Source organism: Planococcus halocryophilus (assembly GCF_022489025.1).
In the GTDB taxonomy this organism is placed as follows: Bacteria; Bacillota; Bacilli; order Bacillales_A; family Planococcaceae; genus Planococcus; species Planococcus halocryophilus_A.
Window position 1 is genome coordinate 122,808 of record NZ_JAKVTG010000004.1, and the last position, 25,988, is coordinate 148,795.

Below are 25,988 nucleotides of genomic sequence, written 5' to 3' on the forward strand. Positions count from 1 at the left end.
ATGAGTGCAATAGACAAGACAGTCCAACAAATCAACTGGGACAAAGTCGAAGGATATTTACGTAAGTCGATTCCAGGTCTTCCAGAAGAAAAAATGATCGTTCAACAATTTTCAGAAGGCTATTCGAACCTTACGTATTTGGTGCAAATGGGGAACTGGGAAGGTGTCCTGAGACGACCGCCTTTTGGTGAGGTGCCACCTAGAGCACATGATATGGAAAGAGAATACCGTATGTTGGAAAAAGTGAATCCTGTTTTCCCACTAGCTCCGAAGCCATATATTTATTGTGAAGATTCCGAGCTAATGGACAAGCATTTTTATATTATGGAGAAAAAACAAGGTGTGGTAATCGATGATAAACTTCCTGAATCTTATGGTAGCTCTGAGCAAGTCGGAGAAGCAATATCAAAAAATGTTATCAGCACTTTAGTTCAACTACAGTCCATTGATTATCAGAAGGCTGGTATGGCTAACATGGGGAAGGCTGAAGGATTCATGGAGCGTCAAGTAAAAGGCTGGATAAAACGGTATAGTCAATCTAAAACTGAAGAGATCGCTAGTCTAGATGAACTCGAACAGTGGTTGGAGGCTCATATTCCAATTAATCCGGAAACGACAATTGTTCACAATGATTTTAAGCTGAACAATATGGTACTTGACCAAAATGACCCAAGCAAAGCTGTAGGCATTTTGGATTGGGAGCTGTCAACTATTGGAGATCCATTGAGCGACTTAGGCTCGACAGTTGCCTACTGGGCTGGACCAGGCGATCCCGCCATGGGTATTAATGTCGTTACGAATCAGCCAGGCTTTTTCAATAGAAAAGAATTTATTGAAGAGTACGCAAAACAAAGTGGTCGTGATGTGTCTGGTGTTGCATACTACGTGGCCTTCGGTTTCTATAAGCTGGCTGTCATTTTACAGCAAATCCATTATCGGTGGAAAATTGGAGAAATCGATGACGATCGATTTAGTGATTTAAATAAAGCTGTTTCAAATTTAATCGATATGGCGAATCAGACTAGAAGTGGTCGATTGATTTGATAGGAACTCCTGAGAAGAAGGTGGAATGATGAGTGAACAACCAATCATTTTCAATTATGCACCGTTTTTAATCGAGTCAGGAAAAATAAAGGAATTTGCAAAAGCCTTACAACTAAACAATCCAGTATACCTTGACGAAGAGGTAGCTAAGTCAGCTGGCTATCGCGGGATTCCTGCACCTCCGACTTTTACCACTGTCATTGATTTTTGGAATGATCGGAGCTTTTATCAACTATTTTCAGATTTTCTGAAACTGAATCCGAATAATGTTCTTCATGGCGAGCAAGCGTATGAATATTATAAAGCAATGATGGTCGGAGATACCATTTCGGCGCAAGTGAGACTTAAAGATCAATTTTGCAAAAAAGGGAAAAACTTTTTTCTCTTGGAAACGGTTTATAAAAACCAATGGAATGAGACCGTAGCAATCGGCCGGGCTACAATCATTGAAATGCTGGAGGTGAACTCATGATTGAACTCCCGACAATCATTAAAAACCCCATTGCACCAATTGATCTTGTGAAATATTCAGGGGCTTCGGGCGATTTCAACGAAATCCACACTGTTCCGGCAGTTGCACAAGACCAGGGACTTACCGGAATAATCGTGCATGGCATGTTTGTTATGGGATGGGCAGCTGCAGCTATAGAAGAATGGTTTCCAAATCGACAACTTAAGTCATTTAGCGTTCGTTTTCAGGCCGTCACTCATACGGAGACAGTGTTGGTTATAACCGGAAACTTACTTGCTGGAAACGAGGGAGAAATTTTGGTTGAAGATCGTGAAGGACATCCGAAACTAGTAGGAACTTTTGTTTTGCAAAAAAAAAATCTGTAATTGGCACTGAATAAATAGTGAAATTAAAAGCCATTTAATCGCCTACATACATCAATTATTTATAAGGTGACAAAGAAAGGAAGTTGGAATATGAACAATATCTACTTAATAGATGGAGCAAGAACTGCTTTTGGCGGATTTGGAGGAGCATTCGTCAATACGGATGCGACTGAACTTGGAGCGGCCACGGCAGTTGAGGCGTTAAATCGTTCAAATGTCAAAGCAGAAGATATTAATCATATTTTTTATGGGAATGTTATTCAATCTAGCGTGAATGGCGCTTATGTTGCCCGACATATTGGGTTAAAAGCAGGTGTGCCAAAAGAAGTTCCAGCGCTCACGTTAAATCGTTTATGTGGATCGGGTGCTCAAGCGGTCGTTACAGCCGCGCAGCACATATTATTAGGAGAGGCGGATTTGGTGTTGGCAGGAGGGGCAGAGAACATGTCGATGTCTCCATATGCTAGTTTTGATCAACGCTTTAGTAAATCGAAAATGGGCAATTTACAATTTGAAGATATGCTATCTGCCACATTGACGGATCAATATACAGGGAGCGGCATGGGAATGACTGCCGAAAAATTGGCAGAGCAATATAATATCTCGCGTGAAGAACAAGATGCTTTCTCTGTACAATCAAATCAGCGAGCGGCAAAAGCAGTCGAATCTGGAAGATTTGCAGAAGAGATTGTAGCTGTCGATGTGAAAACGCGTAAAGGTGTTTTAATAGTAGATAAAGATGAACATATTAAACCAGACGCAAATGAAGAAGCTTTAGCAAAACTCCGTCCTTCATTCAAAAAAGAAGGTACGGTGACGGCCGGAAACGCTTCAGGTATCAATGACGGTGCAGCTTCACTCGTCGTAGCGAGCGAAGCTGCTGTAAACAAGCATAGCTTAAAGCCGATGGCGCGTATTGTCTCTTGGGGAGTAGTAGGAGTAGATCCGACTATTATGGGCATTGGACCAGTGCCAGCTATTAAACAAGCGTTAGAACGTGCTGAATTGACTGTTGACGATATTGATTTATTTGAAGTGAACGAAGCATTCGCGGCACAATATTTGGCAGTGGAAAAAGAACTTGGGTTAGACCGAGAAAAAGTCAATGTCAACGGCGGTGCAATTGCATTAGGACATCCAGTTGGAGCAAGTGGTGCACGTATATTATTGTCACTTGCGTATGAGTTGAAACATCGTGGCGGAAAATACGGAGTAGCGAGTTTATGCATTGGGGGAGGTCAAGGGATTGCGGTGGTGATTGAAAGTGCTTAAACTTCCGGTTATTGTGGCACCAATGTTTTTAGTATCGACTCCTGACATGGTGATCGAAGCGTCAAATGCAGGTGTAATTGGAAGCTTACCTTTACTTAATGCGCGACCGGTAGAAACTTGCGCTTCTTGGTTAAAGGACATAAAAGAAGCGCTTGGCGAAAAGCCTTGGGCAGTAAACTTTATATCTCACCGGGGTTCGAATAAGCGTTATGAAGAGGATTTTGAATTGATCCGTCAATATGAGCCGCCAATTGTTATTACGTCACTTGGTTCCCCGGCAGATGTTATTGAAGTTGTTCATACTTATGGAGGATTAGTTTATTCGGATGTGGCTAATGTAAAGCATGCTAAAAAAGCAGCATCCGCCGGAGTAGATGGACTAATTCTTGTTTGCGCTGGAGCAGGTGGCCATGGAGGTACGATTAACCCATTTGCTTTTATTGCGGCAGTTAAAGAGTTTTACAGTGGCACCATTATTTTAGCCGGGTCACTGTCTACTGGAGCTGACGTCGCTGCAGCTAAGTTAATGGGGGCGGATTATGCCTATATGGGCACGCGTTTTTTAGCGACGGAAGAAAGTAATACACCGGAAGAATACAAACAAATGGTCATCGATTCTTCAGTTGAAGACATTCTTTATACCAATTCGTTTAGTGGAGTGCCGGCAAACATATTAATCCCCAGTTTAGTGAAACAAGGGATCGATCCGAAAACGTTAAAACCGAAAGAAGAAGTTGATTTGTCTCATTTGGTTAATGCAAAAGCTTGGCGAGACATTTGGTCTGCAGGTCAAGGTGTGACAACCATTACAAAACGGCAGACTACAAAAGAAATAGTCGACCAACTGCTAACTGAATATGAGGAAGGAGTGGCTATGCTTGTACGAAACGATTAAAACGGAACTTCAAGATGGGATTATGACTTTGACGTTAAATCGTCCAGACTATATGAACGCCTATACGGAAAAAATGAGCGAAGAGCTTTTGCACTTTTATAAAAACGTCAATGGAAATGATGACGTGCGTGTTATTATCGTAACCGGTAGCGGACGAGCTTTTTGCGCAGGAATGGACTTGTCTGAAGGAGGTTCTACTTTTTCATCAGAGCAATCTTCAGAAGACTACCGAGACCTTGGTGGTCAAGTCAGCCTTCAAGTATATGAAGTCAATAAGCCGATCATTGCAGCGATTAACGGACCGGCTGTTGGGATCGGCATGACAATGACATTGCCGATGGATATTCGGATTGTTAAAAAAGATACGAAAATCGGTTTTGTGTTTGGTCGCCGGGGCATCGGTCCAGAAGCAGCATCGGGATGGTTTTTGCCGAAAATTGTAGGTATCGGCAAAGCCCTTGAGTGGACATTGACTGGTCGCTTCATACCAACTACTGAAGCCGTGAAAGCTGGATTGATGCAATATGAATCGGAAGATCCACTTGCAAAAGCCTATGAAATTGCTCAGGACATTGTAGAGAACACTGCCGCAACTTCAAATAGTTTTACACGCCAATTACTCTGGAAGATGATGGGGCAAGACCATCCATCTGCGTCGCATCTAGTGGAATCTAAATTTCTCCATTGGGCTGGACAAAATGCAGATGCTACTGAAGGTATTCAGTCATTTGTTGATAAAAGGCAAGCTGATTTTCCGATGAAAGCTAGTGAATTACCCAATTTTTTAAAATGAAGTGAAGAAGTTAAAAGAATTGATCAGAGAGACTAAACGTTACGCCAAAACGTTTAGTCTCTCTCTTTTTTGTCTAAACAAGAAGAAGAAGCTCGTTTATCATTTCAAATAAGTTATTAAAGTTTTACCATAAGCAGAACATTTTACATTGTATACCCCCGGTGGTATATTGAGGGTAATTAAATTATTGAAGGGAATTGATGATATGTTATTAAGATATTTCTATGACGAAAATTTAGCGCACGCTTCATATGTAGTAGGTTGCCAAGCAACGGGAGAAGCAATAGTTGTAGACCCGATGCGTGATATCACTGCTTACGAAGAACTTGCAGCAAAAGAAAACTTGAATATTGTCGGAGCTCTTGAAACGCATATTCACGCTGACTTTGTCTCAGGTTCACGCGAACTTGAAAATCGTTTTGGCGCAAAACTATATCTATCTGATGAAGGTGATGCAGATTGGAAATATCAAAATATCGATCATTTAAATCACCAATTAGTAAAAGGTGGCGATCAGTTTAAAATCGGGAATCTGATTTTTGAAGTGATGCACACACCAGGTCATACACCAGAAAGTATTTCATTCCTATTAACGGACCGCGGTGGTTCAGCAGATAAAGCAATGGGTATTTTCACTGGAGACTTTGTATTTGTAGGAGACGTTGGTCGACCAGATTTACTTGAAAAAGCTGCAGGTGTCGAAGGAACTTCTAAAGCAGGCGCTAAAGATATGTTCGAATCACTTGAGCGCTTTAAAAAACTACCAGATTATCTTCAAGTATGGCCAGCTCATGGTGCAGGAAGTGCATGTGGTAAAGCGCTTGGCGCCGTACCTTCTACTACTGTAGGTTATGAGAAAATGTTTAACTGGGCATTGCAATACGATGAACTTGAAGCATTCCAAAAAGAATTATTGGATGGTCAACCTGAACCACCGTCTTACTTCGCTGTGATGAAATCAGTGAATAAAACAGGTGTAGAGTTAATGAAAGATTTACCAAAACCACAAGTGATTACATCTGCAGATGAGTTGAAGAAACTAATTGCGGATGGAGAGCAAGTTGTTGATTTACGTGCTTCTGCTTCATTCGGCAATGGATATATTCCCGGAACGATTAACATTCCATTTAATAAATCATTTGCCAACTGGGCTGGATGGATTGTAGATTACAAAAAACCGTTATACTTGCTACTGAACCCAGAGTCTTTAGATCAAGTAGTTGAAGTATTGCGCTCTGTCGGTATTGACGGAGAAATTAGCTACGGAGATGTTTCGAAGCTAATTGAAGAAGCAGGAGAACTAGAATCATATAAGAGCGTGTCTCCTGAAGAAGCGAAGAAAATGATTAAAGACGGAAGAGCCAATGTGCTTGATGTTCGAAATCAATCTGAGTACGATGAAGGTCATATTGACCAAGCCAATCACATTATGATCGGTACATTAAAAAAACGATTAGATGAAGTTCCAACAGATAAAACACTTATTGTTCAATGTCAGTCTGGAGCGCGTTCAGCTATTGCAACAAGCCTTCTTAAAGCGAACGGTTTTGATGATTTGGTCAACCTTTCAGGCGGCTATGCGAAATGGCAAGAAGTATTATCGGTTTAACTAAGCCTTCTAAATGATTGATCAATTACGTAATGCGATAAGTTTAACTTATGGTATAAAAGGAGAAATGAAATGATAACAAGCACAATGCTGATTGGACTGCCAGTTTCTATGGCAGTCTACAGCGTTTATAAAAGACATATTCCAGTCCCTGGCATAAAACAGGCACAGGTTAATGAGATTGATAGTGACTCATATGCGCTACTCGATGTCCGAGCTTATAATGTCTCTGACAAAGAACTAGTTTCTGATGCCTTTAATTTACCACTCTCTTATTTTACTAGAGGCTATAAAGAAATACCGAAAAAACCAATTCACTTAATTGCAGAAAATCAAGTTGAAAAAAATTTAGCAACGCGACTGCTACATCAAAAAGGATTCAAAGTTGCGAGCTATAGTTTAATGGGGAAAAGCAAGATGCAAACGGCATGTTGTTAAATTGAAACCTGTGTAAATGTACCTTCATTTACACAGGTTTTTTGTATGTTAAAATAATATTTAAACTTCCGAAAACCATTAATTCTGACAATTAATTAAAAGTTGTAAAAATGGACTGCTTTCCTATAAAATAGTTTTACGTCTAGAAATGAAAGAGGGAAATGAATGAAAAAACCTGGATTAACTGTAAAAGTATTATCTGGACTTGTCCTCGGAGCAATTGTAGGTTTGCTGATAAACCTATTTCTACCTGAATGGTTTAATGAATTAAATACATATTTATTTGTGCCACTAGGCCAATTATTTTTGAGTTTGATAAATATGCTCGTTGTACCACTGGTTTTCTTTTCAATTATTCTTGGAACTGCAGGGCTTGGTGATCCTGCGAAATTAGGACGAATTGGTATTAAAACCGTAAGTTATTTTTTACTAACAACTACTATTGCTATAGTAATTGGGTTGTCATTAGCAGCTGTTATACAGCCTGGACTCGCAGGCGATTTTGACTTATCAGGTGCAGAATTTGAAGCGGAAACAGCACCTTCTGTAGGCGATACCTTATTAAATATGATTCCGAAAAACCCAATTGCGGCTTTAAGCGCAGGCAATATGCTACAGATTATTTTCTTTGCTGTTTTTATTGGATTAGCATTAACAGCGCTAGGTGAAAAAACCAAAGGACTTGTTCATTTATTTGAACAAGCTAACGATGTCATGATGTATTTAGTGGGCGTTGTTATGAAGTTCGCTCCTTATGGTACGTTTGGTTTAATAGCAACAGCTGTAGGATCTCAAGGGCTATCAGCAATGAAAGCGATGGGCTCGTATATGTTGGTCATTGTAGCAGCTCTTTTAATCCATGCGGTGATCACATACGGAGGAACGATCAAGTTTTTAGCTAAGAAAAGTCCCGTATGGTTTTTCAAAAACTTTGCTCCCGCTATGAGTGTGGGCTTTAGTACATCGAGTAGTACGGCAACGTTGCCGATTTCGATGGAAGTGGCACAAGACAAATTAGGTGTACCAAAGTCGGTCAGCTCATTTGTTCAACCACTTGGAGCTACTATTAACATGGATGGAACAGCAATTATGCAAGGTGTTGCTACCATGTTTATTGCCCAGGCATATGGCGTCGAGCTGTCAACGATGGATCTTATAACAGTTGTTCTGACAGCTGTTCTAGCGAGTATTGGTACAGCAGGTGTTCCAGGCGTGGGACTGATTATGCTTGCTATGGTATTAAGCAGCGTAGGTCTTCCGCCAGCTGGAATTGGTCTTGTCATCGGGATTGACCGTTTGTTAGATATGACTCGAACAGCTATCAATATATCAGGAGATGCTGCATGCGCAGTTTTTGTAGCAGAGACTGAAAAAAATAGAGACTTACGAATAAAAAACATGAATGCATAATCAAAAAAATCCTCGCAGAGTTGCGAGGATTTTTTCTTGTTCATGAAGAAGATTTCTGTTAAATGGGAAATCTTCACATTGACAAGAAATAGAGCTCATTATATATTGTGTGTAACCGGTTACACACCGAGACAGAAACGGAGTCGTTTTGCATGACCACTATCAAGGATGTAGCAAAAAAAGCAGGGGTTTCAGTAGCTACAGTTTCTAGGTTCTTAAATGACAGCGGATACGTTAGTGCAGAAGCGGCAAAAGCAGTAACTGCTGCAGTAGAAGAACTGAAATATGAGTTGAATCCTATTGCGCGTTCGTTGAATACGAAAAAATCCAATTTAATTGGCTTAATCCTACCTGATATCACCAATCCTTTTTTTCCGGAACTCGCGCGAGCAGTTGAAGATGTTGCTTTAACATATGGCTATACTGTTGTTTTATGTAACTCAGATGAAAATCCAGAAAAAGAGAAAAATTATATTGAAACTTTAAAGAAAAAATACATTGCCGGATTTATCGTCACGTCCAATCAATTAGATGCCCCCCATTATGCCAATGCCAATGTGCCGATAGTGGCACTTGACCGAGCCATCAATGAAAAGATCCCGACTGTTTCTTCTAATAATAAAGAAGGAGCCATCATGGGGACGAATGCATTACTAGAAAGAGGATGCCAACACATTCTTTTTCTAAGAGGTCCAGCAGAACTGAATCCAGCGAATGATCGTTATGAAGGATTTATGGAAGCAATTCAACAATCAAATGCGAAATACCAAGTCGTAACTTGTCCATTTCATTTTGCCGAGTCGCAAAAAATTGTAGAGCAAGTATTAAAAGAAAACCCGAAAATCGATGGGATTTTTGCTAGCAGTGACGTGTCGGCAGCCGGTGCATTAAAAGCGGCAAGTTTAGTCGGAACGCATGTACCAAATGAATTGCAGATTATTGGTTTTGATGGTGTAGCAATGGGTGAGATGTTATCTCCTGGATTGACCACTGTTGCACAAGATGTTTACAAAATGGGCGCAATTGCGACGCGTGTATTGATCAAGCGCATCGAAAATAAACCAATTGAGCAAAACTTTTACGAAGTTCCAGTGAAATTAATTGTTCGTGGAACAACAAGGAGCGTGAGGGAATGATTACAGTAGTTGGCAGTATCAACATGGATTTAGTCGTTAAGACCGATAACTTCCCAAAACAAGGTGAAACGACTTTAGGTAACCTGTATACAACAGTTCCAGGCGGTAAAGGAGCTAACCAAGCTGTTGCAGCGGCAAGATTAGGAAGCACTGTTCAAATGGTTGGAGCAGTTGGACGAGATGCATTTGGGACAGAGCTTTTAGCAGGCTTAAAAAATGAAGGCGTTTTAATTGAACAAGTCAAGAGAACAGATGGTACAAGTGGAATTGCGAACATTCTTTTATCGGAAGGTGATAATCGAATTATTGTAGTCCCGGGAGCAAACCATAATGTGACGACGGAAGAAATAGATGCGTTAGCTGATCAACTAGTAGCAAGTAAGCTAGTCGTCATGCAATTAGAAATGCCGATTTCAGTAGTACAACGGACTTTAGAAATTTGTTATCAAAACGGAGTACCAAGCATTTTAAATCCAGCACCCGCAAGTGGATTCACTACTGAGATGCTACCTTTTTGTACATACTTAACTCCTAATGAGACGGAAGCAGAAGAAATATTCGGCAAGAGTTGGGAAAAAGCTTTAGAAAAGTATCCAAATCGACTTGTCGTAACTCTTGGTCAAAAAGGTGCACAGTTTCATGATGGAGAAAAGCATGTTCTAGTTGCAGGTTTTCCTGCTAAAGCAGTGGATACAACTGGAGCAGGAGATACATTTAACGGAGCATTAGCGACAGCTTTAGTAGAAGGAAAAGAATTTGAATGGGCTGTACGTTTTGCGAATGCTGCTGCATCATTATCTGTTGAGAAGTTTGGCGCACAAGGTGGTATGCCGAAGCGATCAACTGTTTTAGAGAGAATGGCAGGTGACCGTATATGAAAAAGCATGGCATGATCAATCGTGACATTGCGTCAGCTTTGGCGCAATTTGGCCACACAGATTTACTCGTTATAGCTGACTGTGGTTTGCCAATTCCAACAGGTGTCCCTTGCGTCGACTTATCCTATAAAGTAGGAGAACCTGCTTTTTTAACGATATTAGATGCAGTCCTTGCTGACTTTGAGGCAGAAACGGCGTTTATTGCCAAGGAAATAACCGGTCATAATCCTCATTTAGAGCAAGAAGTAATGAACAAAATAAAAGCTGAATTTATTGCCCACGAAGAACTAAAAGATTTAAGCAAACAAGCGAAATTAATCATCCGTACAGGAGAAGCGACACCATACGCTAATATTGTTCTTCGTTCTGGCGTTATTTTTTAAAAAGGGAGGTGAGTTTAATGATTAAAATGGCGGATATCTCCAAATCGTTCAGTGGCAATAAAGTCTTGAAAAATGTCCATTTCACTTTGGAAAAAGGCGAAATTCATGCCTTGATGGGTGAAAATGGCGCAGGTAAGTCGACATTGATGAAAGTCATGTCGGGCATTTACACACGAGATTCAGGCACCATCGAAGTAAAAGGTAAAAAAGTCAATTTCACTTCTCCAAAACAAGCGGAAAAAGCAGGCATTGCGGTCATTCATCAGGAGTTGAACATCCTGCCTCATCTATCGATTTCAGACAATCTGTTTCTTGGTCGTGAAGAAACATTCGGTCGGACAGGCATACTGAAAAATAAGCAAATGGAAAAAAAGACGCGTCAAATCCTACTCGATTTGGGATTGGATATTAATCCAACAGATCCCGCTAGTTCATTGTCAGTCGGTAAACAACAAATTGTCGAAATTGCTAAAGCATTATCGGTGGACGCAGAAGTCATTATTATGGATGAACCCACTGCCGCGCTGACAGATCGTGAAATTGATAATTTGTTTAAGACCATACGTGCACTTCAAAAACGTGGAGTTTCCTTTATCTACATTTCACACAGGATGGAAGAAATTTTCTCATTATGTGATCGCATCACAATTTTGCGTGATGGCGAATTTGTAGGTGAACGGAAAATCAGCGAAACTTCTTTTGATGAAGTGGTTCAAATGATGGTTGGTCGTGAACTTGGTGAACGCTATCCTGAACGTAATTCAACAATTGGTGACATTAAACTCGCAGTTAAGGACTTAAATCGAACAGGGTGTTTTGAAGGAGTTTCATTTGAACTTCGAAAAGGTGAAGTGTTGTCAATTGCGGGGCTAATGGGAGCAGGTCGCACGGAAGTAGCACAATCACTTTTTGGGTATAAAAAACTTGATAGTGGAACCATTGAATTTGATGGCAAAAAAGTCAATATCGATACGCCGAAAAAAGCAAAAGAGATGGGAATAGGTTATGTAACAGAAGACCGCAAATCAGAAGGGCTCGTTGTCGACTTTTCAGTAGAAGAAAACGTCAGCATGACGAATTATGCAGCCATATCAAAAAATGGACTAATTTCTAAAGATAAAGAACGAAAACTTTACGACACGATGGTGCAACGTCTCGGAATTCGCACATCAGGACCTGATCAAGCAGCGAAATCTTTGAGTGGTGGGAATCAGCAAAAAGTGGTTATCGCGAAATGGCTAGGCATTGAACCAAAATTGCTCATTTTAGATGAGCCTACACGCGGTGTCGATGTTGGAGCAAAAAAAGAAATTTATTCGATTATTAATGAACTAGCTGAAAGAGGCGTAGCCATCTTAATGATTTCATCGGAGCTGCCAGAAGTTCTTGGCATGGCGGATCGAGTTTTAGTGATGCACGAAGGGAAAATAACAGCAGACATACCAAAACATGAAATGACACAAGAACGAATTATGCATTTTGCTACAGGAGGTGGAAAACTTGCAGTTGAAGACCAGTAATCAATCCGTACTTCAAAAAATAGCACCATTTATCGGTTTATTTCTTATTATGTCAATTATCACGATTTTAAATCCAGATTTCATATCTGTCTCCAATTTAATGAATGTACTTCGGCAAGTATCCATTAATGCGTTGATTGCTTTCGGAATGACTTTCGTCATTTTGACAGGTGGTATTGATTTATCAGTAGGTTCAACTTTAGCGTTAACAGGTGCTGTAACGGCAGGGCTAATGGCCAGTGGCGTAGACCCAATTTTTGCTATGCTACTTGGACTATTGCTTGGAGCAGTTCTCGGAGCGATTAACGGGATTATTATCGCAAAAGGAAAAGTGGCACCATTTATCGCGACATTAGCGACAATGACCATTTACCGTGGACTGACACTCGTTTATACGGATGGACGACCTATTTCAGGATTAGGCGATAGCTTAACTTTCCAAATGCTTGGCAAAGGTTATTTTCTTGGAATTCCGATTCCCGTTGTCACAATGATTATTAGTTTCGCAATTTTGTACTTCATTTTGAAAAAGACGACTTTTGGCCGTCGTGTATATGCAGTAGGTGGCAATGAAGAAGCGTCAATCTTGTCAGGGATTAATGCAGATCGTATCAAAATTTATGTTTACTCGTTGCTCGGGTTATTGGCAGCAGTAGCTTCATTGATTTTGACATCGCGTTTGAATTCAGCACAACCAACTGCTGGAGAAATGTTTGAGCTTGATGCAATCGCTGCAGTTGTACTTGGCGGTACAAGTTTGACAGGTGGTCGTGGATGGATTGTAGGCACATTGATTGGTGCCTTAATTATCGGGGTACTGAATAATGGATTAAACTTAATTGGGGTTACTTCCTTCTTCCAGCAAGTGGTGAAGGGTGCAGTCATATTATTAGCGGTTCTTCTGGACCGTAAAAAAACAACATAAGGGGTGCAGGAAAATGAAAAAATTGCAATTGGGGTTCATGTTAGTGGTAATGATGATTTTGGCAGCTTGTTCAATGGATGCTCCAGGATCAAGTTCTGAAGAGGAAAGTGGCGACGGCGGCGAAGCAAACGGCGATTACACAATTGGCTTTTCAATCTCGACTTTGAATAATCCGTTTTTCGTTACATTGAATGAAGGCGCTGAAGCGAAAGCAAAAGAATTAGGAGCAACATTAACGGTTGTAGATGCACAAGACAATGCTTCTAAACAAGCAAGTGATGTAGAAGATTTAATCCAGCAAGGTGTAGATTTGATTCTGATTAACCCAGTTGATTCTGAAGCAGTTGCAGCTGCAGTAGAATCTGCAAACGCAGCAAACATTCCAGTTATTACGGTTGACCGTAGTGCTGCAGGTGGCGAAGTAGTTTCCCATATTGCATCGGATAATATCGCAGGTGGTGAAATGGCAGCAGAACACTTAATTTCTATTGTTGGCGATGGCGCTAAAGTTGCAGAACTTGAAGGCGTTCCGGGATCTTCAGCAGCGCGCGAACGTGGAGAAGGCTTTAATAATGTAGCTGGTGGCACGTTGGATGTTGTTGCGAAACAAACAGCAAACTTCAACCGTGCAGAAGGCTTATCGGTTATGGAAAATCTTCTTCAAGCAAACCCTGACATTACGGGAGTATTTGCTCATAACGATGAAATGGCGTTAGGCGCTCTTGAAGCGATTGAAGCTTCAGGAAAAGATATTGCTGTAGTTGGATTTGACGCAACAGACGATGCAGTTAAAGCGGTAGAAGATGGTCGTCTTGATGGTACAGTCGCACAAAAACCGGCAATGATTGGTGAAATGGCTGTAGAAACAGCTGTTCAATCACTTGATGGCGAAGAAGTTGAAGCATCTATTCCGGTCGAATTGGAATTGATCAAATAATAGTTTTAAATACCCTAAACTGTAGATTCACTCGAATTGTTTGAGTGAACCTACAGTTTTTTTCTTTGAAAGAATATGGAACTGAAAAGGTGTTCGTTACGTTTCGAATGAGTACTTGGTTAATGAATATCTGTTATACTATGGTCAAAACTTGGAGTAGGGGGCCAGTATGATGAAGGATATTTGGGTGATAAAGTACGGTGATCACACAATTCGTGTTGTTAATACATGGACCAATGAAAAGTTGTTTGTGGACGGCGTTTTACAAGACGAACAAGTAGGTTTGCATTTGACTTCGCGGTTGTTTGGAAAAGTGAGAAACAAAGACGGTGAATATGAAGAGATTAAAGTATCGATTGGCTCTTATTTTTGTAAAATAGAATGCCGTATTTTTGTAGGAGAACGGTTAATTTATACAACAAAACAGCAAATGAGCGGATAAGTTTGTGATAATGAATTCAGTTTTAAGTGTATATGTACTAAAAACAGCAGCACTCTTAGAGTGCTGCTGTTTTATTTCAACGGTCTTAAAACTGTTGAAATAAAGTTGCTAACAAAAAGCCTAATGGACAAAATTCTTGTATTTGCTAGTATTCTACCCTAAAAGTCTGTATGTTTAATATATTCAGTTTTTAAAATCAGGAGGTATACATAGATGAAACCAATTATTGGTGTCACCGTGTCTCTAGAATTGGGGCGCGACGACTATGGCATTGAACTTGCCGATACTGAAGCGATACTCGCAGCAGGAGGTTTGCCGGTCATGCTTCCTCATTTAGTTGAAGAAGCTGATTTAGATGAAATTGCTGAACATATTGATGGACTATTTTTAGCAGGAGGCTATGATATCGATCCAACTTTATTTGGTGAAGAGCCACATCCAAGCCTAGGAGTGATTATTCCGTCGCGTGATGCATTTGAATTGGCTTTAGCTAAAAAAGTACTGGCTATGAACAAACCCATTTTAGGTGTTTGTCGGGGAGCACAGATTTTGAATATTGCTGTGGGTGGCGATATGTATCAAGATATCACGACGCAAGTAAAAGGTGATTTGTTACAACATCAACAAAAAGCACCAAAATTCCACGGTTCGCATTTTGTTGATGTAACAGAAGGTTCACTACTAAACCGATTGACTGGGAAAACGCGCATCAAAGTAAATAGCCGTCACCACCAAGCCAATCGATTAGTACCTGCCCCGTTTGTCATTAGTGGTAAAGCGAGTGATGGGATTGTAGAAGCAGTGGAGAGCATGCACCATCATTTTGTATTAGGTGTGCAATGGCATCCCGAAAATATGGCAAGAGTCTCCGATTCAGCATCGGTCCAAATTTTTTCCGGTTTTGTGGAGGCGTGCAAAGAAGAGGGAGATGAGTAGATGAAGATTTTTGACACACATTGTGACGCGCTGCTAAAGCTACAGATGGCAAAGCGCAATGCATTATTTCATGGAGAGTTATTAAATTTTCAGCAGTCAAAAGAATTGGATACCAACTTTGAACGTCTACAAGCTGGTGGCGTAAAAGTACAATTTTTCGCGGTTTTTATTCATCCAGAGTTTCCGTCTGATGAAAAATGGCAACATGCTCTTGAGCAAATAGACTTGTTCTACAGTGAAATAATTGGGAAAAACCCTTTAATGAAACATATTAAAAACTGGAAAGATATTGATTCACTAAAGCCTAATGAAATTGGTGCAGTTTTAACGCTAGAAGGCGCGGATGCGTTTGGCAATGACTTAGTAAAGTTGCGTCAGCTTTATCGCCTAGGGGTGTTGTCAATCGGATTGACATGGAATAATGCCAACCTTTGCGCAGATGGTGTTGGAGATCCAAGAGGTGCTGGGTTAACAGTGCTCGGAAAAGAAGTAGTGCGCCTTAACAACGAACATCATGTCTTCACAGACGTTTCTCATTTGTCGTTAAATGGATTTTGGGATGTGATGGAGCTAGCGAAATACCCGATTGCTAGTCATTCCAACGCACGTATGCTTTGTGATCATCCACGCAACCTTAATGATCAACAAATAACAGCAATGTTCGAAAAAAATGGAATGATAGATGTTGTGTTTTGTCCAGACTTTATTAACAAGGATAGTGAACAAGCGACAATACCGGACTTGGTCCGTCATATCGATCATTTCTGTGCACTGGGTGGAGTGAACAATATTGGTATTGGCTCAGATTTTGACGGGATTTCTTCATATATTACAGATCTCAACAATGCATCGGAATTTCCAAATTTGATCAATGAATTGCAGAAACATTATTCAGAAGCAGAAGTAGAAGGCTTTGCATATCGTAACTTTTTGGAGCATCGGCCGGGAATGTGAATATCAATCGTTACCTCACAATCAATAGTAAGACTAAGAAAGACCCTTCATCAACATGATGGAGGGTCTTTTGCTTAATACTTATTCATAGAGGATTCTGTATTTTTTCCTTTAATATCGCTATTTGCGAGCGCATCAGAAGATGCATTCTTTTTCGCAGTTCTGCGTCTGTCTAAAATTGCGTTTATTTCTGCGCCAATTACCAAGATTAAACCTGTTAAGAAGAACCACAACATCAATACGATAAGGCCACCTAAACTACCGTACGTAGCAGAATAGCTGCCAAAGTTAGAAACGTAAATTGAGAAGCCAAATGATACAGCTTGCCATAAGACTGTCGCGATTACTGCGCCGATAAGTACTTCTTTAAACGGGAAATGCTTATTGGGAGCGAACTTGTACATAAGGGCAAGAACGATACTCATCACTGCAACAGAAATGACCCAACGTAAAATTTGGAAAATGATTTCAGTTTGCTCTGGAAGATTTAAAGTCGATTTAATAATGTCGATAATCGTCCCACCGAATATTGGTAAAACAAGTGCGATAATAACAGCTACAAGCATACCTAGTGTTAAGCCAATTGCGGTTGCTTTTAATTTAATAAAAGAACGCGTTTCTTCAATACCGTAAGCTTGGTTGGTAGCGTTGATAAATGCGGTTAAGGCATTAGATGCAGACCAAAGTGTACCGAGAATACCAAATGTCAACAAACCGCCTGATGGGGTAGTGACCACACTCACAATGGTGTCTTGGAATGTATTAGCTACTTCTCCTGGGAGAATACTGCGGATAAAGTCGATTGCTTTAGCTGGGTCAATTTGAAGATAGGGCAAAATAGATAGTAGCAAAATCAATAAAGGAACGATAGCTAATAAATAATAATAAGCTTGTGCTGCAGCAAGGGTTGTTGCATTGTCTTTTTTGAATTCATTGCCAAGTTCTTTGACAAATCCCATTGCTTTACTCATATGATAACCTCCATAAAAATTAATTTGTCTATTTGTGTATGCCCTGTTATAGCGTGGTTTAATCCTGAAATAAGAAGGAAAATTGGAATAAGGTAAATAAGTGATTTTAGGTAAAGAAAAAGAATGTCCGCTGAACGGACATTCTTTTAAGGTGTTTTTGGTATTATGTCAAAAGCGACTTTTAAGATATGGTGATTTTCCATTTCAACGATCGACCATTGGCATCCTTCTTTTACAAAAAGGTCACCCGTTTCCGCTTCAATAAGCTGATGTTGGATCCAACCAGCAATCGTATCAATGTCTTCGCTGTCTTCAAAGTTAAAACCGAAACGTTCTTCCAGATCTTTTAAAAGGACGCGACCATTTAGAAGATAGCGCGTGTCACTTTCCTTAATAATTTCTTCATCTTCATCTTCATCAAATTCATCACGAATTTCTCCAACAATTTCTTCTAGTATATCCTCCATTGTAATCAAACCTGAAGTTCCACCGTATTCATCGATCACTAGCGCGATATGCGTACGATCTTTCTGCATTCTCACTAGAGCATTTTGAAGTGGAGTCGTTTCATGGAAATAAGGCAAGGAATGCACAAGTTCTAACATATCAAATTGGCCATTAATAGCATAATGCGTCAATACTTCTTTCGCATTGATAAATCCAATAAGGTCATCTTTATCGCCATCTCTTGCAATAGGATAACGCGTAAAACGATGGTCACGGATTTCAGAAAGAAGTTCTTCATTCGATAAATCATCGGCAAAGGCAATCATTTGAGTTCGTGGAATCATGACATCTTTTGCACTGCGTTCATCAAAAGCAAAAATGTTCTGCATGTAAGACAACTCGGTCTGATTGATTTCTCCGCTTTGGAAGCTTTGTGCCATAATGATTTTTAGTTCTTCTTCTGAATGGGCTTGGTCTTCTTTCGCAGGTTCAATTCCGAAAATCCGCAAAAGAACACGAGCAGAGCCATTTAATATGAAAATAAACGGATACATAATTTTGCCAAACCAATACAAAAAAGGAGACAGAAAGAGAATCATCCGTTCAGTAAATTGTAATGCCAATGATTTTGGTGCCATTTCCCCAATGACAACGTGTAGGAAAGTCACTAATGAGAAAGCTAAAACAAATGAAATGACGGTGGAGGCGGAAGAAGGAACATCGAGCATTTCAAACAAAGGATAAAAAAGACGTTCAACTGTCGGTTTTCCTAACCATCCTAAGCCGAGAGCAGTAACCGTAATACCGAGCTGGCAGGCCGATAGATAATAATCCAGGTCACTGGTAATTTTTTTAACCAGTACAGCTCTTTTATTTCCTTCATCGATTAATTGGTCAATGCGCGACATCCGGACTTTTACGACGGCAAATTCCGAGCCGACGAAAACAGCCGTTAACGCGATTAATAAGACGAGCAAAGCTAAATTCAATATAAGTATGGGGTCCAATAAATTCCCTTGTTAAGGGATTCACCTCCGAAAGTAGTTGTTGATGTTAAATTTACCATAATTTTACCTCGAAATATAGAGTGAAGCTCAATGCTCGGCCATGATCTTACGTGTAAGCTCTTTTACATCGATGGCAGTGTCTTCATTAATGACATCATCAAGCATAATGTTTTTAAAATACTCGACACTTGCAGGCAAAGGAAGACCAAGCAATTTAGTTAAAGCAATTCGGTACATAACGACAAATTCTTTATCCGTATTGCCTCGTTTCAACTCTGCAAAAGCTTCATAAAATTGGTCTAGCTTATCCGCTAGTTCTAGTAAACGACCTTCTACAGAGTCATCTTTTCCTTCTTTCATGCGCTCAAAAAAAACGTCGTGAAATTCTTCAGGGATTTCTCGAAGGATAAATTTTTCCATCATACCTTCTTCCACTTTTGCGATCATTTCTTTTAGTTCAGGAGAAGCATATTTGACCGGTGTTTTGATATCGCCGATAAACACTTCTGCAAAATCGTGATTTATGGTTTTTTCATATAAAGATTTCCAATCGATTTCTCGGCCAGCACGTTCTTCAATTGTTGCAAAGAACATTGCGTACTGACTTACTTTCCACGAATGGGCTGCAACATTATGTTCTTCAAATTTGAACATTCCAGGTGCCCGGATAATTCGTTCTAAATCGTTTAATGAAGTGAAAAAACGATGAATTCCCATAATGACGCCTCCTTTTACATTTCTTTGTGGAATATTCACTGTAAAATAGAACCCATTGCTTAATAGAATTCTATATACACTGCCAATTTCCCTATCTTCAGCATACACGATTTTTAGTATAATAAAAATGAGCTCGAATCAAGTACGACAAAGGAGATAAAGCATGACAGGTAAAACACATATTATTGGCGGTATAGCAGCAAGTCTTGCTTTTGCACAAGTTACGAATTATGATCCCATTCTTTTAGTAGGAGCAGGGGTAGTTGGTGCGGTGATTCCTGATATTTGCCATAGCGGCAGTAAAATCGGGAGAACTTTGCCGGCATTATCAAAAATAATTAATGGTCTCTTTGGACATCGAACGTTTACGCATAGTTTGCTGTTTCTAGCATTGACTGCTTTTATACTGAAAAGTTTTATGACAGTAGAAGTCATATCAGCAGGCTTGTTAATAGGGATGGCCAGTCATATTGTATTGGATATGGCAACCAAAAGAGGTGTTAAATTGTTCTTTCCATTCAAGTGGAGCGTTCGCTTTCCTGTAACTGCGACCACTGGAGGCACTTCCGAATATTTGGTTTTCGCACTTCTTTCACTTCTGACTGTGTACTTTGGCTACGGGATTTTTCTTCCGTTATAAGTGTTTTATTTTCTTTCTTAAGGGAAATGAAAATATAAATACTTGAAGGAGGAAGTTTTATGGCTAAAAATGATTTTTCAGAACATGCGAACCCAAAAAGTAGCCAAAGCCAGCGACAAGACGAAGAATTTAAAAGCATCGACCAGCAAGCGAAGGACCGCGGGGAAAAGATGAGAGAAAAAGGAGCTCATAGCAATAAAGGGATTGGTGATGAAAACAACCCAATTGTAGAGTCTAAAGAAGAGTAAGTGGTTAGAGCAGCATACGGGATAAAGAAAGTAAGAGTAAAGGGCAGAGATATGGGTCTCCGTCCTTTTCTAGTGGAATTTTTTGGTAGAAATAGATAAAAATTAGTTTTTCATCTTGTCAGTAAGAGACGAAACCTATACAATTATGAAGATTAATACTGAAAAATTAGTTTTTTAAGATAATGGAGGGATAAGATGATTTCTACAACATGGAATTGGATGTGGGAAAAACATGATCAGGTAAAAGATGCATTCCGGCTTTTTACCAATCCTGGTGCTGGCATACCTGATGATCGAGACCGGGCCGAAGATGCCGGTTCTTATGATGAGCGTAAAAAAAATAGAAGTTACAATACACCGCAGTTAATCGGTCTGTTTCTCGGTCCGCTCCTTTTTATCTTAACTTTACTTTTCTTTAATCCTGAAGGACTACCGCCTGAAGCAAAAGCGATACTGGCCAGTACAATTTGGATTGCGACTTGGTGGATTACAGAAGCCATTCCAATTCCTGCAACATCACTCCTGCCAATCATTCTTTTTCCAATGACTAAGGGGCTCGATGTAAGCGCTACAACTTCAGCGTATGGCAGTGATACAATCTTTTTGTTTATGGGTGGTTTTATGATTGCCCTGACAATGGAGAAATGGGATTTGCATAAGCGAATCGCCTTAACTATTATTTCTGTAATTGGAACGAACACGGAACGCATCATTCTTGGTTTCATGGTTGCGACAGGATTTCTGTCAATGTGGATTTCCAATACTGCTACGGCAATGATGATGGTACCAATTGGCTTAGCCATTATTTATCAAGTATCGGAAGCTTTAAAATATAATTCTTCAATCGATACTTCAAAAGAGAATTTCAGCTTTGGCAAAGCTTTGATGCTAGGAATTGCATATTCTGCATCTCTTGGGGGAATTGCAACATTGATCGGAACACCTCCGAATACGTTACTTGCAGGTGCAGTCAATGAAATTTATGGTATTGAAATCACTTTTGCACAGTGGATGTTGTTTGGTGTACCGTTAGCATGGATTTTTATATTAGTTGCTTGGGTTTATCTAGTAAAAGTTGCTTATCCACAAAAGTTGAAGCATTTACCAGGGGGTAGCGAAGTAATACATCAGCAAAAAACTGACTTAGGTGGAGCTTCTTATGAAGAAAAAGCAGTCTTTGTAGTTTTCTTAGCAGTAGCACTTGCTTGGATCAGCCGCTCGTTTGTCTTGGATGCTTTTGCGCCAAACCTAGAAATGACTGATGCAACGGTCGGTTTGATTGCTGCGATGGTATTATTCATTATTCCTTCTAAAAATAAAAAGGGCGATCACTTGTTAGACTGGGCAACCGCTGTCAAGTTGCCTTGGGGTATTTTACTGCTGTTTGGCGGGGGACTGGCTATCGCTGCCGGATTTACAAGCTCCGGGTTGTCTGAATGGATTGGCAATCAGTTGATTGGGCTACAAGGCGTCAATGTTCTGATCATTGTTTTAGTAGTCGCTGCGCTCGTGTTGTTCTTGACCGAAATTACTTCAAACACAGCTACGGCTTCGATGATGTTCCCGATTATGGCATCACTTGCAGTTGCTCTTAACATTCATCCTTATGCACTGATGGTAACGGCAGCCGTTGCAGCATCTTGTGCATTTATGTTGCCAGTTGCAACACCTCCAAATGCGGTCGTATTCGGCTCTGGATATTTGAAGATTTCAGATATGGCCAAAGCGGGCTTTGCGCTTAATATCTTTGGTATTTTCTTTGTCGGACTTGCGGTATTCTACTTCTTACCGCTTGTTTGGGGGATAGATCTGATGTCGATTCCAGCGGATTTTCTTAAATAAGATTTAATTGACAGCAAAAAGCAGGCTCACCTCCGGGTAGAGCCTGCTTTTTTTCGGTAAAGAGTAATGGCCATTATATAAAGAAGCGGTAAAATAGCGCTAAATAGAACTAGGCCAGTCCAACCACCAGAGGTCCATAAAGGACTTAACACAGAACTTCCTGCTGCGACGCCTATATAGTACGATACCAAATACAGGCTAGAAGCACTGCCTTTATGGTGAGTTGCTTGCTGGCTGACAGAAGCAGCAGTTAAGGCGTGAGCAGTGAAAAAGCCGAGGCAAGTGACACAAAGGCCAACAACAATCATCCAAAGATAAGGACTAAGTGTCATGAAAATTCCAGCAGATAAAATAAATACACCTGCCAGACGGACATTGCGTAAGCCGAATTTTTCAGCAACACGGCCAGCCATTGGCGAGCCGATGACACCGATACCATAAGCGAAAAACAAATACGATATCGCCTGCAACGACATAGAAAACGGAGAGGCTTCTAGATAAAAAGGCAAATACGTCCAAATGCCGGTAAAAGAAGTTTGCAAAACTGTACCAAGACCAAAAACCACCAGTAGAGCAGGATTTTTTAAGTGAAACAGAAAGCCTTCTATATCTTTTGCAAAGCTTACTTGGCTAGAGTTGAAATTTTGTGATGGTGGTAGTAAATAAAGGACAATAACAAATATGAAGAGTCCAGTCACCGCAAAAACATAAAAGGAAATTTGCCACGAGAAATGGTCAGTTAGAAAGCCCGTTAAAAATCGACCCATCATCCCACCAAGTACATTGCTAGAAATATAAAGAGCAGTCGCATAAGCAATATTTTTTCGATCGATTTCTTCACTTATGTACGCGAGAGCAGCAGCAGGAACACCTGCTAGTGCAAAGCCTTGAATAAAACGAAGAAGTAGCAATATAGAAAATGAATCGGTCAAAGGAATGATGAAAAAAGGAATGGCTGAACCGAGTAAAGAATAAATAATATACGATTTTCTGCCGTTGCGATCAGAAAAAAATCCAAGAATAATTAGTCCTAGTATTAAGCCGACAATGGTTAGTGATAAAGACAAGCTAGCTGTGGAAACTGAAACTTGAAATTCGTCTACAAAAACTGGCAACAAAGGCTGTACAGCATACATATTAGCAAAAATAAATAAAGAAGCAAAAAGAAGGCTGAGGATGATTTTCCAGAACTGACGGTCTTTAACGGTATATCGAGGAGAATCCATAAATCACATCCGATCGACAATCAACTATAAGTGAAGTTGTCTATAATAATTACCATTTTACCATTGGTAGTCTAATTTTTCGAAAAAGAGCAATAAAAAAACCCGCATGCAGTAGGCAGCGGGCTTTTCTTATAACTTATTGAAAAAAGAAAGAATTTGTTTTTTAGTTGGTTCTTGCAAACGATAACGCAATTCTTTGTTTTGTGTGTTAACGATATGGTAAGCAGGATTTTCAGCTACAGTGAATTTCCAGTGAGGTTTTGTATTTTTCTTTTTAATTTGTAATTCAGGAAGCATCATTTTTGACGTGAAGCTTTCAAGTTTTGCCATTAAAAAGGTATCCATGTACCGTACAATCAAAAAGCCTTGTTGGCGTTCTGGATCGAACTTTGCCAAATTAAATTCACTGACGTCAAATCCCTTTTCATATCGCTGAACAGATGGGGACAACACAAAACAATCTTCATTCGTAAAAATTGTCGAGTTTCCTTGTTGCTTCAGCCCTAATTCTTCAATCAGAAAATCCTTGTTGACGAGACTCATTTCGCGTGCAGTAGCCATGTGATTCCTCCTAATATAAATCGTAGTTCTTCTATTATAACACTATTTCGCCGTTTAAGGGACCTTAACGAATTTTCCATAGATTTAGAGTGCGGAGAATATAAAAGCTTAAGGCTGTAAAACTAACTGAATAAAGACTGAAAATGGACAATAGTGAAATATTTAAGTGTAATTTAACAAGTAAGCCAAATTTTTTTCGAAAAAAAGGATATTTCATTGATGCTAGTGGTTGCAATAGGAATAACGAAGAAGGAGAATGAATTTTCTGTTATATTTAATAGTAACAACGAATTATAGAGAGGAGCGATTAAAGTGTGTGGAAGGTACTCATTGTTCACAGATTATACAGTGTTAATCGAACGTTTCAATATTGAAGAAGCGACGTTAAGTAAAGATGAATATTCTGTAAGTTATAATATTGCACCTTCTCAACAAGTAGTCGCGATTGTAAATGATGGCGATAAAAACAGATTAGGTCAGTTAAGATGGGGATTAATACCTCCGTGGGCAAAAGATACAAAAGTTGGTTACAAAATGATCAATGCCCGCTCGGAAACAGTAGCGGAAAAGCCTAGTTTTCGGAATGCCTTTAAAAAGAAACGGTGTCTAGTGGTGGCAGACTCTTTTTACGAATGGCAACGTCAAGATGGTGAAAAAATTCCGATGCGTATCAAATTAAAGACTGGAGAGCCTTTTGCTTTTGCAGCACTTTGGGAATCGTGGAAAGCTCCAGATGGTCATATAGTGAATAGCTGCTCTATTTTGACGACAGCTCCAAATAAACTGATGGAATCAATTCATGATAGGATGCCGGTTATATTATCAAAAGCAGATGAAAAGACTTGGTTAGACCCAAGCGTAGAAGATATTGAAACATTGAAAGCTTTATTAAAACCTTATCAAGCTAAAGATATGGAAGCGTATCGCGTTTCTCAAGAAGTAAATTCTCCAAAAAATAATAAGAAAGAATTAATTGAAAAAGTTGGTTGAAATAAAGGAGTTGAGTATGTACCTAGCTGAAGGAGGGGAAAACATGAAAAGTGGACTCGTGCTAGAAGGCGGTGGCATGCGAGGTGTCTATACGGGTGGTGTTCTCGAAAAGTTATTGGAAGAAAGTGTTTTTGTGGATTACGTGATTGGTGTCTCGGCAGGAGCCTGTCATGCCTCTTCTTACATTTCAAGACAAAATGGTCGGAACCGAGAAGTTACCATCGGTTATGTTAATCATCCAGAATACCTTTCAGTTAAAAATTTACTAACAAAGCGAGAGCTTTTTGGCATGGATTTAATTTTCGATAAAATACCAAACAGCCTAGTCCCTTTTGATTATGATCGTTTTCACGACGCTACAGAAGAGTTTGTTGTAGGGGTAACAGATTGTTTAACAGGTGAAGCGGTTTATTTTGAAAAACAAAGACGACCGGAAGATGTGTTAACGATTGTTAGAGCTTCAAGTTCCTTGCCATTAATGTCGCAACCAGTGGAATTTGAAGGGAAATTTTTAATGGACGGCAGTATTGCAGATCCGCTGCCTATTCGAAAAGCATTGTCAGATGGAGTAACTAAGCCTATTATTATTTTGACGAGAGAAAAAGGCTATCGAAAAAAAAGAAGTCGATTTGCTGGAATTATGCCAGCGTTTGTTCGACAATATCCGGCTATCGCAAAGACTATGGAGAATCGGCATTTGTATTATAATGAAACAATGGAGTTTATCGAGAAAATGGAACAACAGGGCTTAGCGATGGTAATTCGGCCAAAAGATTTATACAAGATTAAAGGGCTAGAGCGAAACCCAGTGAAATTAGAAACTCTTTACAATCAAGGCTACCAAGATGCCACAGATCGATTTGATGAATTGTTTCGTTTTCTTCAGAACTAATTATTGTTAACGACTAGAATGGCATAATGGTAAAGTTA

At 39.8% G+C, this 25,988-nt stretch carries 28 protein-coding genes; 23 read left to right on the forward strand and 5 right to left on the reverse strand.

What is annotated here, in order from left to right:
• The 18 genes from MLE13_RS06820 (at nt 1) to MLE13_RS06905 (ending at nt 16,409) form a co-directional block, all read left to right on the forward strand.
• The gene (locus MLE13_RS06820) at nt 1–1,044 is read left to right on the forward strand and encodes a phosphotransferase family protein (RefSeq protein ID WP_240748867.1); all 1,044 of its coding nucleotides are present in this window, start codon (nt 1–3) and stop codon (nt 1,042–1,044) included.
• A 28-nt stretch (nt 1,045–1,072) separates the two neighbouring features.
• Entirely contained in the window at nt 1,073–1,516 is a 444-nt protein-coding gene (locus tag MLE13_RS06825) for an FAS1-like dehydratase domain-containing protein (protein ID WP_240748869.1), read from the forward strand.
• Nucleotides 1,513–1,881 (forward strand): MaoC/PaaZ C-terminal domain-containing protein, encoded by a 369-nt coding sequence (locus MLE13_RS06830; RefSeq protein ID WP_240748871.1) that lies wholly within the window; start codon nt 1,513–1,515, stop codon nt 1,879–1,881. Before MLE13_RS06825 ends, MLE13_RS06830 begins: the two co-directional genes overlap by 4 nt.
• A gap of 90 nt (nt 1,882–1,971) precedes the next feature.
• Nucleotides 1,972–3,153 (forward strand): acetyl-CoA C-acetyltransferase, encoded by a 1,182-nt coding sequence (locus tag MLE13_RS06835; RefSeq protein ID WP_240748873.1) that lies wholly within the window; start codon nt 1,972–1,974, stop codon nt 3,151–3,153.
• Nucleotides 3,146–4,048 (forward strand): NAD(P)H-dependent flavin oxidoreductase, encoded by a 903-nt coding sequence (locus MLE13_RS06840; protein ID WP_240748875.1) that lies wholly within the window; start codon nt 3,146–3,148, stop codon nt 4,046–4,048. The genes MLE13_RS06835 and MLE13_RS06840 overlap by 8 nt, the downstream gene beginning before the upstream one ends.
• A complete protein-coding gene (locus MLE13_RS06845; RefSeq protein WP_240748877.1) occupies nt 4,032–4,841 on the forward strand; it encodes an enoyl-CoA hydratase-related protein in 810 nt (269 codons plus the stop codon). Before MLE13_RS06840 ends, MLE13_RS06845 begins: the two co-directional genes overlap by 17 nt.
• A gap of 205 nt (nt 4,842–5,046) precedes the next feature.
• On the forward strand, nt 5,047–6,450 hold the full coding sequence (locus MLE13_RS06850) for an MBL fold metallo-hydrolase (RefSeq protein ID WP_240748879.1): 1,404 nt from the start codon (nt 5,047–5,049) through the stop codon (nt 6,448–6,450).
• Nucleotides 6,451–6,522: 72 nt separating this feature from the next.
• Nucleotides 6,523–6,888 (forward strand): hypothetical protein, encoded by a 366-nt coding sequence (locus MLE13_RS06855; protein WP_240748880.1) that lies wholly within the window; start codon nt 6,523–6,525, stop codon nt 6,886–6,888.
• Nucleotides 6,889–7,053: 165 nt separating this feature from the next.
• On the forward strand, nt 7,054–8,298 hold the full coding sequence (locus MLE13_RS06860) for a dicarboxylate/amino acid:cation symporter (protein ID WP_240748882.1): 1,245 nt from the start codon (nt 7,054–7,056) through the stop codon (nt 8,296–8,298).
• A 152-nt stretch (nt 8,299–8,450) separates the two neighbouring features.
• Nucleotides 8,451–9,434, forward strand: a complete 984-nt coding sequence (locus MLE13_RS06865; RefSeq protein ID WP_240748884.1) for a LacI family DNA-binding transcriptional regulator — start codon at nt 8,451–8,453, stop codon at nt 9,432–9,434.
• A complete protein-coding gene (gene rbsK, locus MLE13_RS06870; protein ID WP_240748886.1) occupies nt 9,431–10,312 on the forward strand; it encodes a ribokinase in 882 nt (293 codons plus the stop codon). Before MLE13_RS06865 ends, rbsK begins: the two co-directional genes overlap by 4 nt.
• Nucleotides 10,309–10,695: a D-ribose pyranase gene (gene rbsD, locus MLE13_RS06875; protein ID WP_240748888.1), complete on the forward strand. Its 387-nt coding sequence runs from the start codon at nt 10,309–10,311 to the stop codon at nt 10,693–10,695. The genes rbsK and rbsD overlap by 4 nt, the downstream gene beginning before the upstream one ends.
• A 17-nt stretch (nt 10,696–10,712) precedes the next feature.
• Nucleotides 10,713–12,215 carry a sugar ABC transporter ATP-binding protein gene (locus MLE13_RS06880; RefSeq protein WP_240748890.1) on the forward strand — a complete coding sequence of 501 codons (1,503 nt, stop codon included), beginning with the start codon at nt 10,713–10,715 and terminating at the stop codon, nt 12,213–12,215.
• Nucleotides 12,196–13,140, forward strand: a complete 945-nt coding sequence (locus MLE13_RS06885) for an ABC transporter permease subunit (protein ID WP_240748891.1) — start codon at nt 12,196–12,198, stop codon at nt 13,138–13,140. Before MLE13_RS06880 ends, MLE13_RS06885 begins: the two co-directional genes overlap by 20 nt.
• Nucleotides 13,141–13,153: 13 nt before the next feature.
• Entirely contained in the window at nt 13,154–14,077 is a 924-nt protein-coding gene (gene rbsB / locus MLE13_RS06890; RefSeq protein WP_240748892.1) for a ribose ABC transporter substrate-binding protein RbsB, read from the forward strand.
• A 172-nt stretch (nt 14,078–14,249) separates the two neighbouring features.
• Nucleotides 14,250–14,519 carry a hypothetical protein gene (locus MLE13_RS06895; protein WP_240748894.1) on the forward strand — a complete coding sequence of 90 codons (270 nt, stop codon included), beginning with the start codon at nt 14,250–14,252 and terminating at the stop codon, nt 14,517–14,519.
• Between the two features lie 213 nt (nt 14,520–14,732).
• Nucleotides 14,733–15,455: a gamma-glutamyl-gamma-aminobutyrate hydrolase family protein gene (locus MLE13_RS06900; protein WP_240748896.1), complete on the forward strand. Its 723-nt coding sequence runs from the start codon at nt 14,733–14,735 to the stop codon at nt 15,453–15,455.
• Entirely contained in the window at nt 15,456–16,409 is a 954-nt protein-coding gene (locus MLE13_RS06905; protein ID WP_240748898.1) for a dipeptidase, read from the forward strand.
• 74 nt (nt 16,410–16,483) lie between these two features.
• Here MLE13_RS06905 and MLE13_RS06910 read toward each other — a convergent pair whose 3' ends face one another.
• The 3 genes from MLE13_RS06910 to MLE13_RS06920 all read right to left on the reverse strand — a co-directional run bounded on the left by MLE13_RS06910 (nt 16,484) and on the right by MLE13_RS06920 (nt 19,551).
• Nucleotides 16,484–17,380 carry a YihY/virulence factor BrkB family protein gene (locus MLE13_RS06910; RefSeq protein ID WP_240748900.1) on the reverse strand — a complete coding sequence of 299 codons (897 nt, stop codon included), beginning with the start codon at nt 17,378–17,380 and terminating at the stop codon, nt 16,484–16,486.
• A 146-nt stretch (nt 17,381–17,526) separates the two neighbouring features.
• Nucleotides 17,527–18,834: a hemolysin family protein gene (locus MLE13_RS06915; protein WP_240748902.1), complete on the reverse strand. Its 1,308-nt coding sequence runs from the start codon at nt 18,832–18,834 to the stop codon at nt 17,527–17,529.
• A gap of 87 nt (nt 18,835–18,921) precedes the next feature.
• On the reverse strand, nt 18,922–19,551 hold the full coding sequence (locus MLE13_RS06920) for an HD domain-containing protein (RefSeq protein WP_240748903.1): 630 nt from the start codon (nt 19,549–19,551) through the stop codon (nt 18,922–18,924).
• A gap of 163 nt (nt 19,552–19,714) precedes the next feature.
• Here MLE13_RS06920 and MLE13_RS06925 point away from each other — a divergent pair, with 163 nt between their 5' ends.
• From MLE13_RS06925 to MLE13_RS06935, 3 genes are all read left to right on the forward strand, one after another.
• Nucleotides 19,715–20,191, forward strand: a complete 477-nt coding sequence (locus tag MLE13_RS06925) for a metal-dependent hydrolase (protein WP_240748905.1) — start codon at nt 19,715–19,717, stop codon at nt 20,189–20,191.
• A 59-nt stretch (nt 20,192–20,250) separates the two neighbouring features.
• Nucleotides 20,251–20,439: a hypothetical protein gene (locus MLE13_RS06930; RefSeq protein WP_240748907.1), complete on the forward strand. Its 189-nt coding sequence runs from the start codon at nt 20,251–20,253 to the stop codon at nt 20,437–20,439.
• 195 nt (nt 20,440–20,634) lie between these two features.
• On the forward strand, nt 20,635–22,281 hold the full coding sequence (locus MLE13_RS06935; protein ID WP_240748908.1) for an SLC13 family permease: 1,647 nt from the start codon (nt 20,635–20,637) through the stop codon (nt 22,279–22,281).
• A gap of 26 nt (nt 22,282–22,307) precedes the next feature.
• On the opposite strand, the gene MLE13_RS06940 is transcribed toward MLE13_RS06935, so the two are convergent.
• Both MLE13_RS06940 and MLE13_RS06945 read right to left on the reverse strand, forming a co-directional pair.
• The gene (locus tag MLE13_RS06940; protein WP_240748909.1) at nt 22,308–23,507 is read right to left on the reverse strand and encodes an MFS transporter; all 1,200 of its coding nucleotides are present in this window, start codon (nt 23,505–23,507) and stop codon (nt 22,308–22,310) included.
• A 129-nt stretch (nt 23,508–23,636) separates the two neighbouring features.
• The gene (locus tag MLE13_RS06945; RefSeq protein WP_240748911.1) at nt 23,637–24,068 is read right to left on the reverse strand and encodes a hypothetical protein; all 432 of its coding nucleotides are present in this window, start codon (nt 24,066–24,068) and stop codon (nt 23,637–23,639) included.
• Between the two features lie 312 nt (nt 24,069–24,380).
• Between MLE13_RS06945 and MLE13_RS06950 the strand changes: the two genes are divergently transcribed.
• Nucleotides 24,381–25,058 carry an SOS response-associated peptidase gene (locus MLE13_RS06950; RefSeq protein WP_240748913.1) on the forward strand — a complete coding sequence of 226 codons (678 nt, stop codon included), beginning with the start codon at nt 24,381–24,383 and terminating at the stop codon, nt 25,056–25,058.
• 43 nt (nt 25,059–25,101) lie between these two features.
• A complete protein-coding gene (locus tag MLE13_RS06955; protein ID WP_240748914.1) occupies nt 25,102–25,950 on the forward strand; it encodes a patatin-like phospholipase family protein in 849 nt (282 codons plus the stop codon).
• Nucleotides 25,951–25,988: the final 38 nt, after the last annotated feature.

Excerpts from the sequence above, each read along its gene's own strand:
- MLE13_RS06935 (WP_240748908.1), top strand. The coding sequence starts at position 20,635 with ATGATTTCTACAACATGGAATTGGATGTGGGAAAAACATGATCAGGTA.
- MLE13_RS06865 (WP_240748884.1), top strand. The coding sequence starts at position 8,451 with ATGACCACTATCAAGGATGTAGCAAAAAAAGCAGGGGTTTCAGTAGCT.
- MLE13_RS06850 (WP_240748879.1), top strand. The coding sequence starts at position 5,047 with ATGTTATTAAGATATTTCTATGACGAAAATTTAGCGCACGCTTCATAT.
- MLE13_RS06830 (WP_240748871.1), top strand. The coding sequence starts at position 1,513 with ATGATTGAACTCCCGACAATCATTAAAAACCCCATTGCACCAATTGAT.
- MLE13_RS06820 (WP_240748867.1), top strand. The coding sequence starts at position 1 with ATGAGTGCAATAGACAAGACAGTCCAACAAATCAACTGGGACAAAGTC.
- MLE13_RS06940 (WP_240748909.1), bottom strand. The coding sequence starts at position 23,507 with ATGGATTCTCCTCGATATACCGTTAAAGACCGTCAGTTCTGGAAAATC.
- rbsD (WP_240748888.1), top strand. The coding sequence starts at position 10,309 with ATGAAAAAGCATGGCATGATCAATCGTGACATTGCGTCAGCTTTGGCG.
- MLE13_RS06900 (WP_240748896.1), top strand. The coding sequence starts at position 14,733 with ATGAAACCAATTATTGGTGTCACCGTGTCTCTAGAATTGGGGCGCGAC.
- MLE13_RS06835 (WP_240748873.1), top strand. The coding sequence starts at position 1,972 with ATGAACAATATCTACTTAATAGATGGAGCAAGAACTGCTTTTGGCGGA.
- MLE13_RS06905 (WP_240748898.1), top strand. The coding sequence starts at position 15,456 with ATGAAGATTTTTGACACACATTGTGACGCGCTGCTAAAGCTACAGATG.
- MLE13_RS06945 (WP_240748911.1), bottom strand. The coding sequence starts at position 24,068 with ATGGCTACTGCACGCGAAATGAGTCTCGTCAACAAGGATTTTCTGATT.
- MLE13_RS06895 (WP_240748894.1), top strand. The coding sequence starts at position 14,250 with ATGAAGGATATTTGGGTGATAAAGTACGGTGATCACACAATTCGTGTT.
- MLE13_RS06925 (WP_240748905.1), top strand. The coding sequence starts at position 19,715 with ATGACAGGTAAAACACATATTATTGGCGGTATAGCAGCAAGTCTTGCT.
- MLE13_RS06930 (WP_240748907.1), top strand. The coding sequence starts at position 20,251 with ATGGCTAAAAATGATTTTTCAGAACATGCGAACCCAAAAAGTAGCCAA.
- MLE13_RS06920 (WP_240748903.1), bottom strand. The coding sequence starts at position 19,551 with ATGGGAATTCATCGTTTTTTCACTTCATTAAACGATTTAGAACGAATT.
- MLE13_RS06825 (WP_240748869.1), top strand. The coding sequence starts at position 1,073 with ATGAGTGAACAACCAATCATTTTCAATTATGCACCGTTTTTAATCGAG.
- rbsB (WP_240748892.1), top strand. The coding sequence starts at position 13,154 with ATGAAAAAATTGCAATTGGGGTTCATGTTAGTGGTAATGATGATTTTG.
- MLE13_RS06855 (WP_240748880.1), top strand. The coding sequence starts at position 6,523 with ATGATAACAAGCACAATGCTGATTGGACTGCCAGTTTCTATGGCAGTC.
- MLE13_RS06860 (WP_240748882.1), top strand. The coding sequence starts at position 7,054 with ATGAAAAAACCTGGATTAACTGTAAAAGTATTATCTGGACTTGTCCTC.
- MLE13_RS06880 (WP_240748890.1), top strand. The coding sequence starts at position 10,713 with ATGATTAAAATGGCGGATATCTCCAAATCGTTCAGTGGCAATAAAGTC.
- rbsK (WP_240748886.1), top strand. The coding sequence starts at position 9,431 with ATGATTACAGTAGTTGGCAGTATCAACATGGATTTAGTCGTTAAGACC.
- MLE13_RS06910 (WP_240748900.1), bottom strand. The coding sequence starts at position 17,380 with ATGAGTAAAGCAATGGGATTTGTCAAAGAACTTGGCAATGAATTCAAA.
- MLE13_RS06955 (WP_240748914.1), top strand. The coding sequence starts at position 25,102 with ATGAAAAGTGGACTCGTGCTAGAAGGCGGTGGCATGCGAGGTGTCTAT.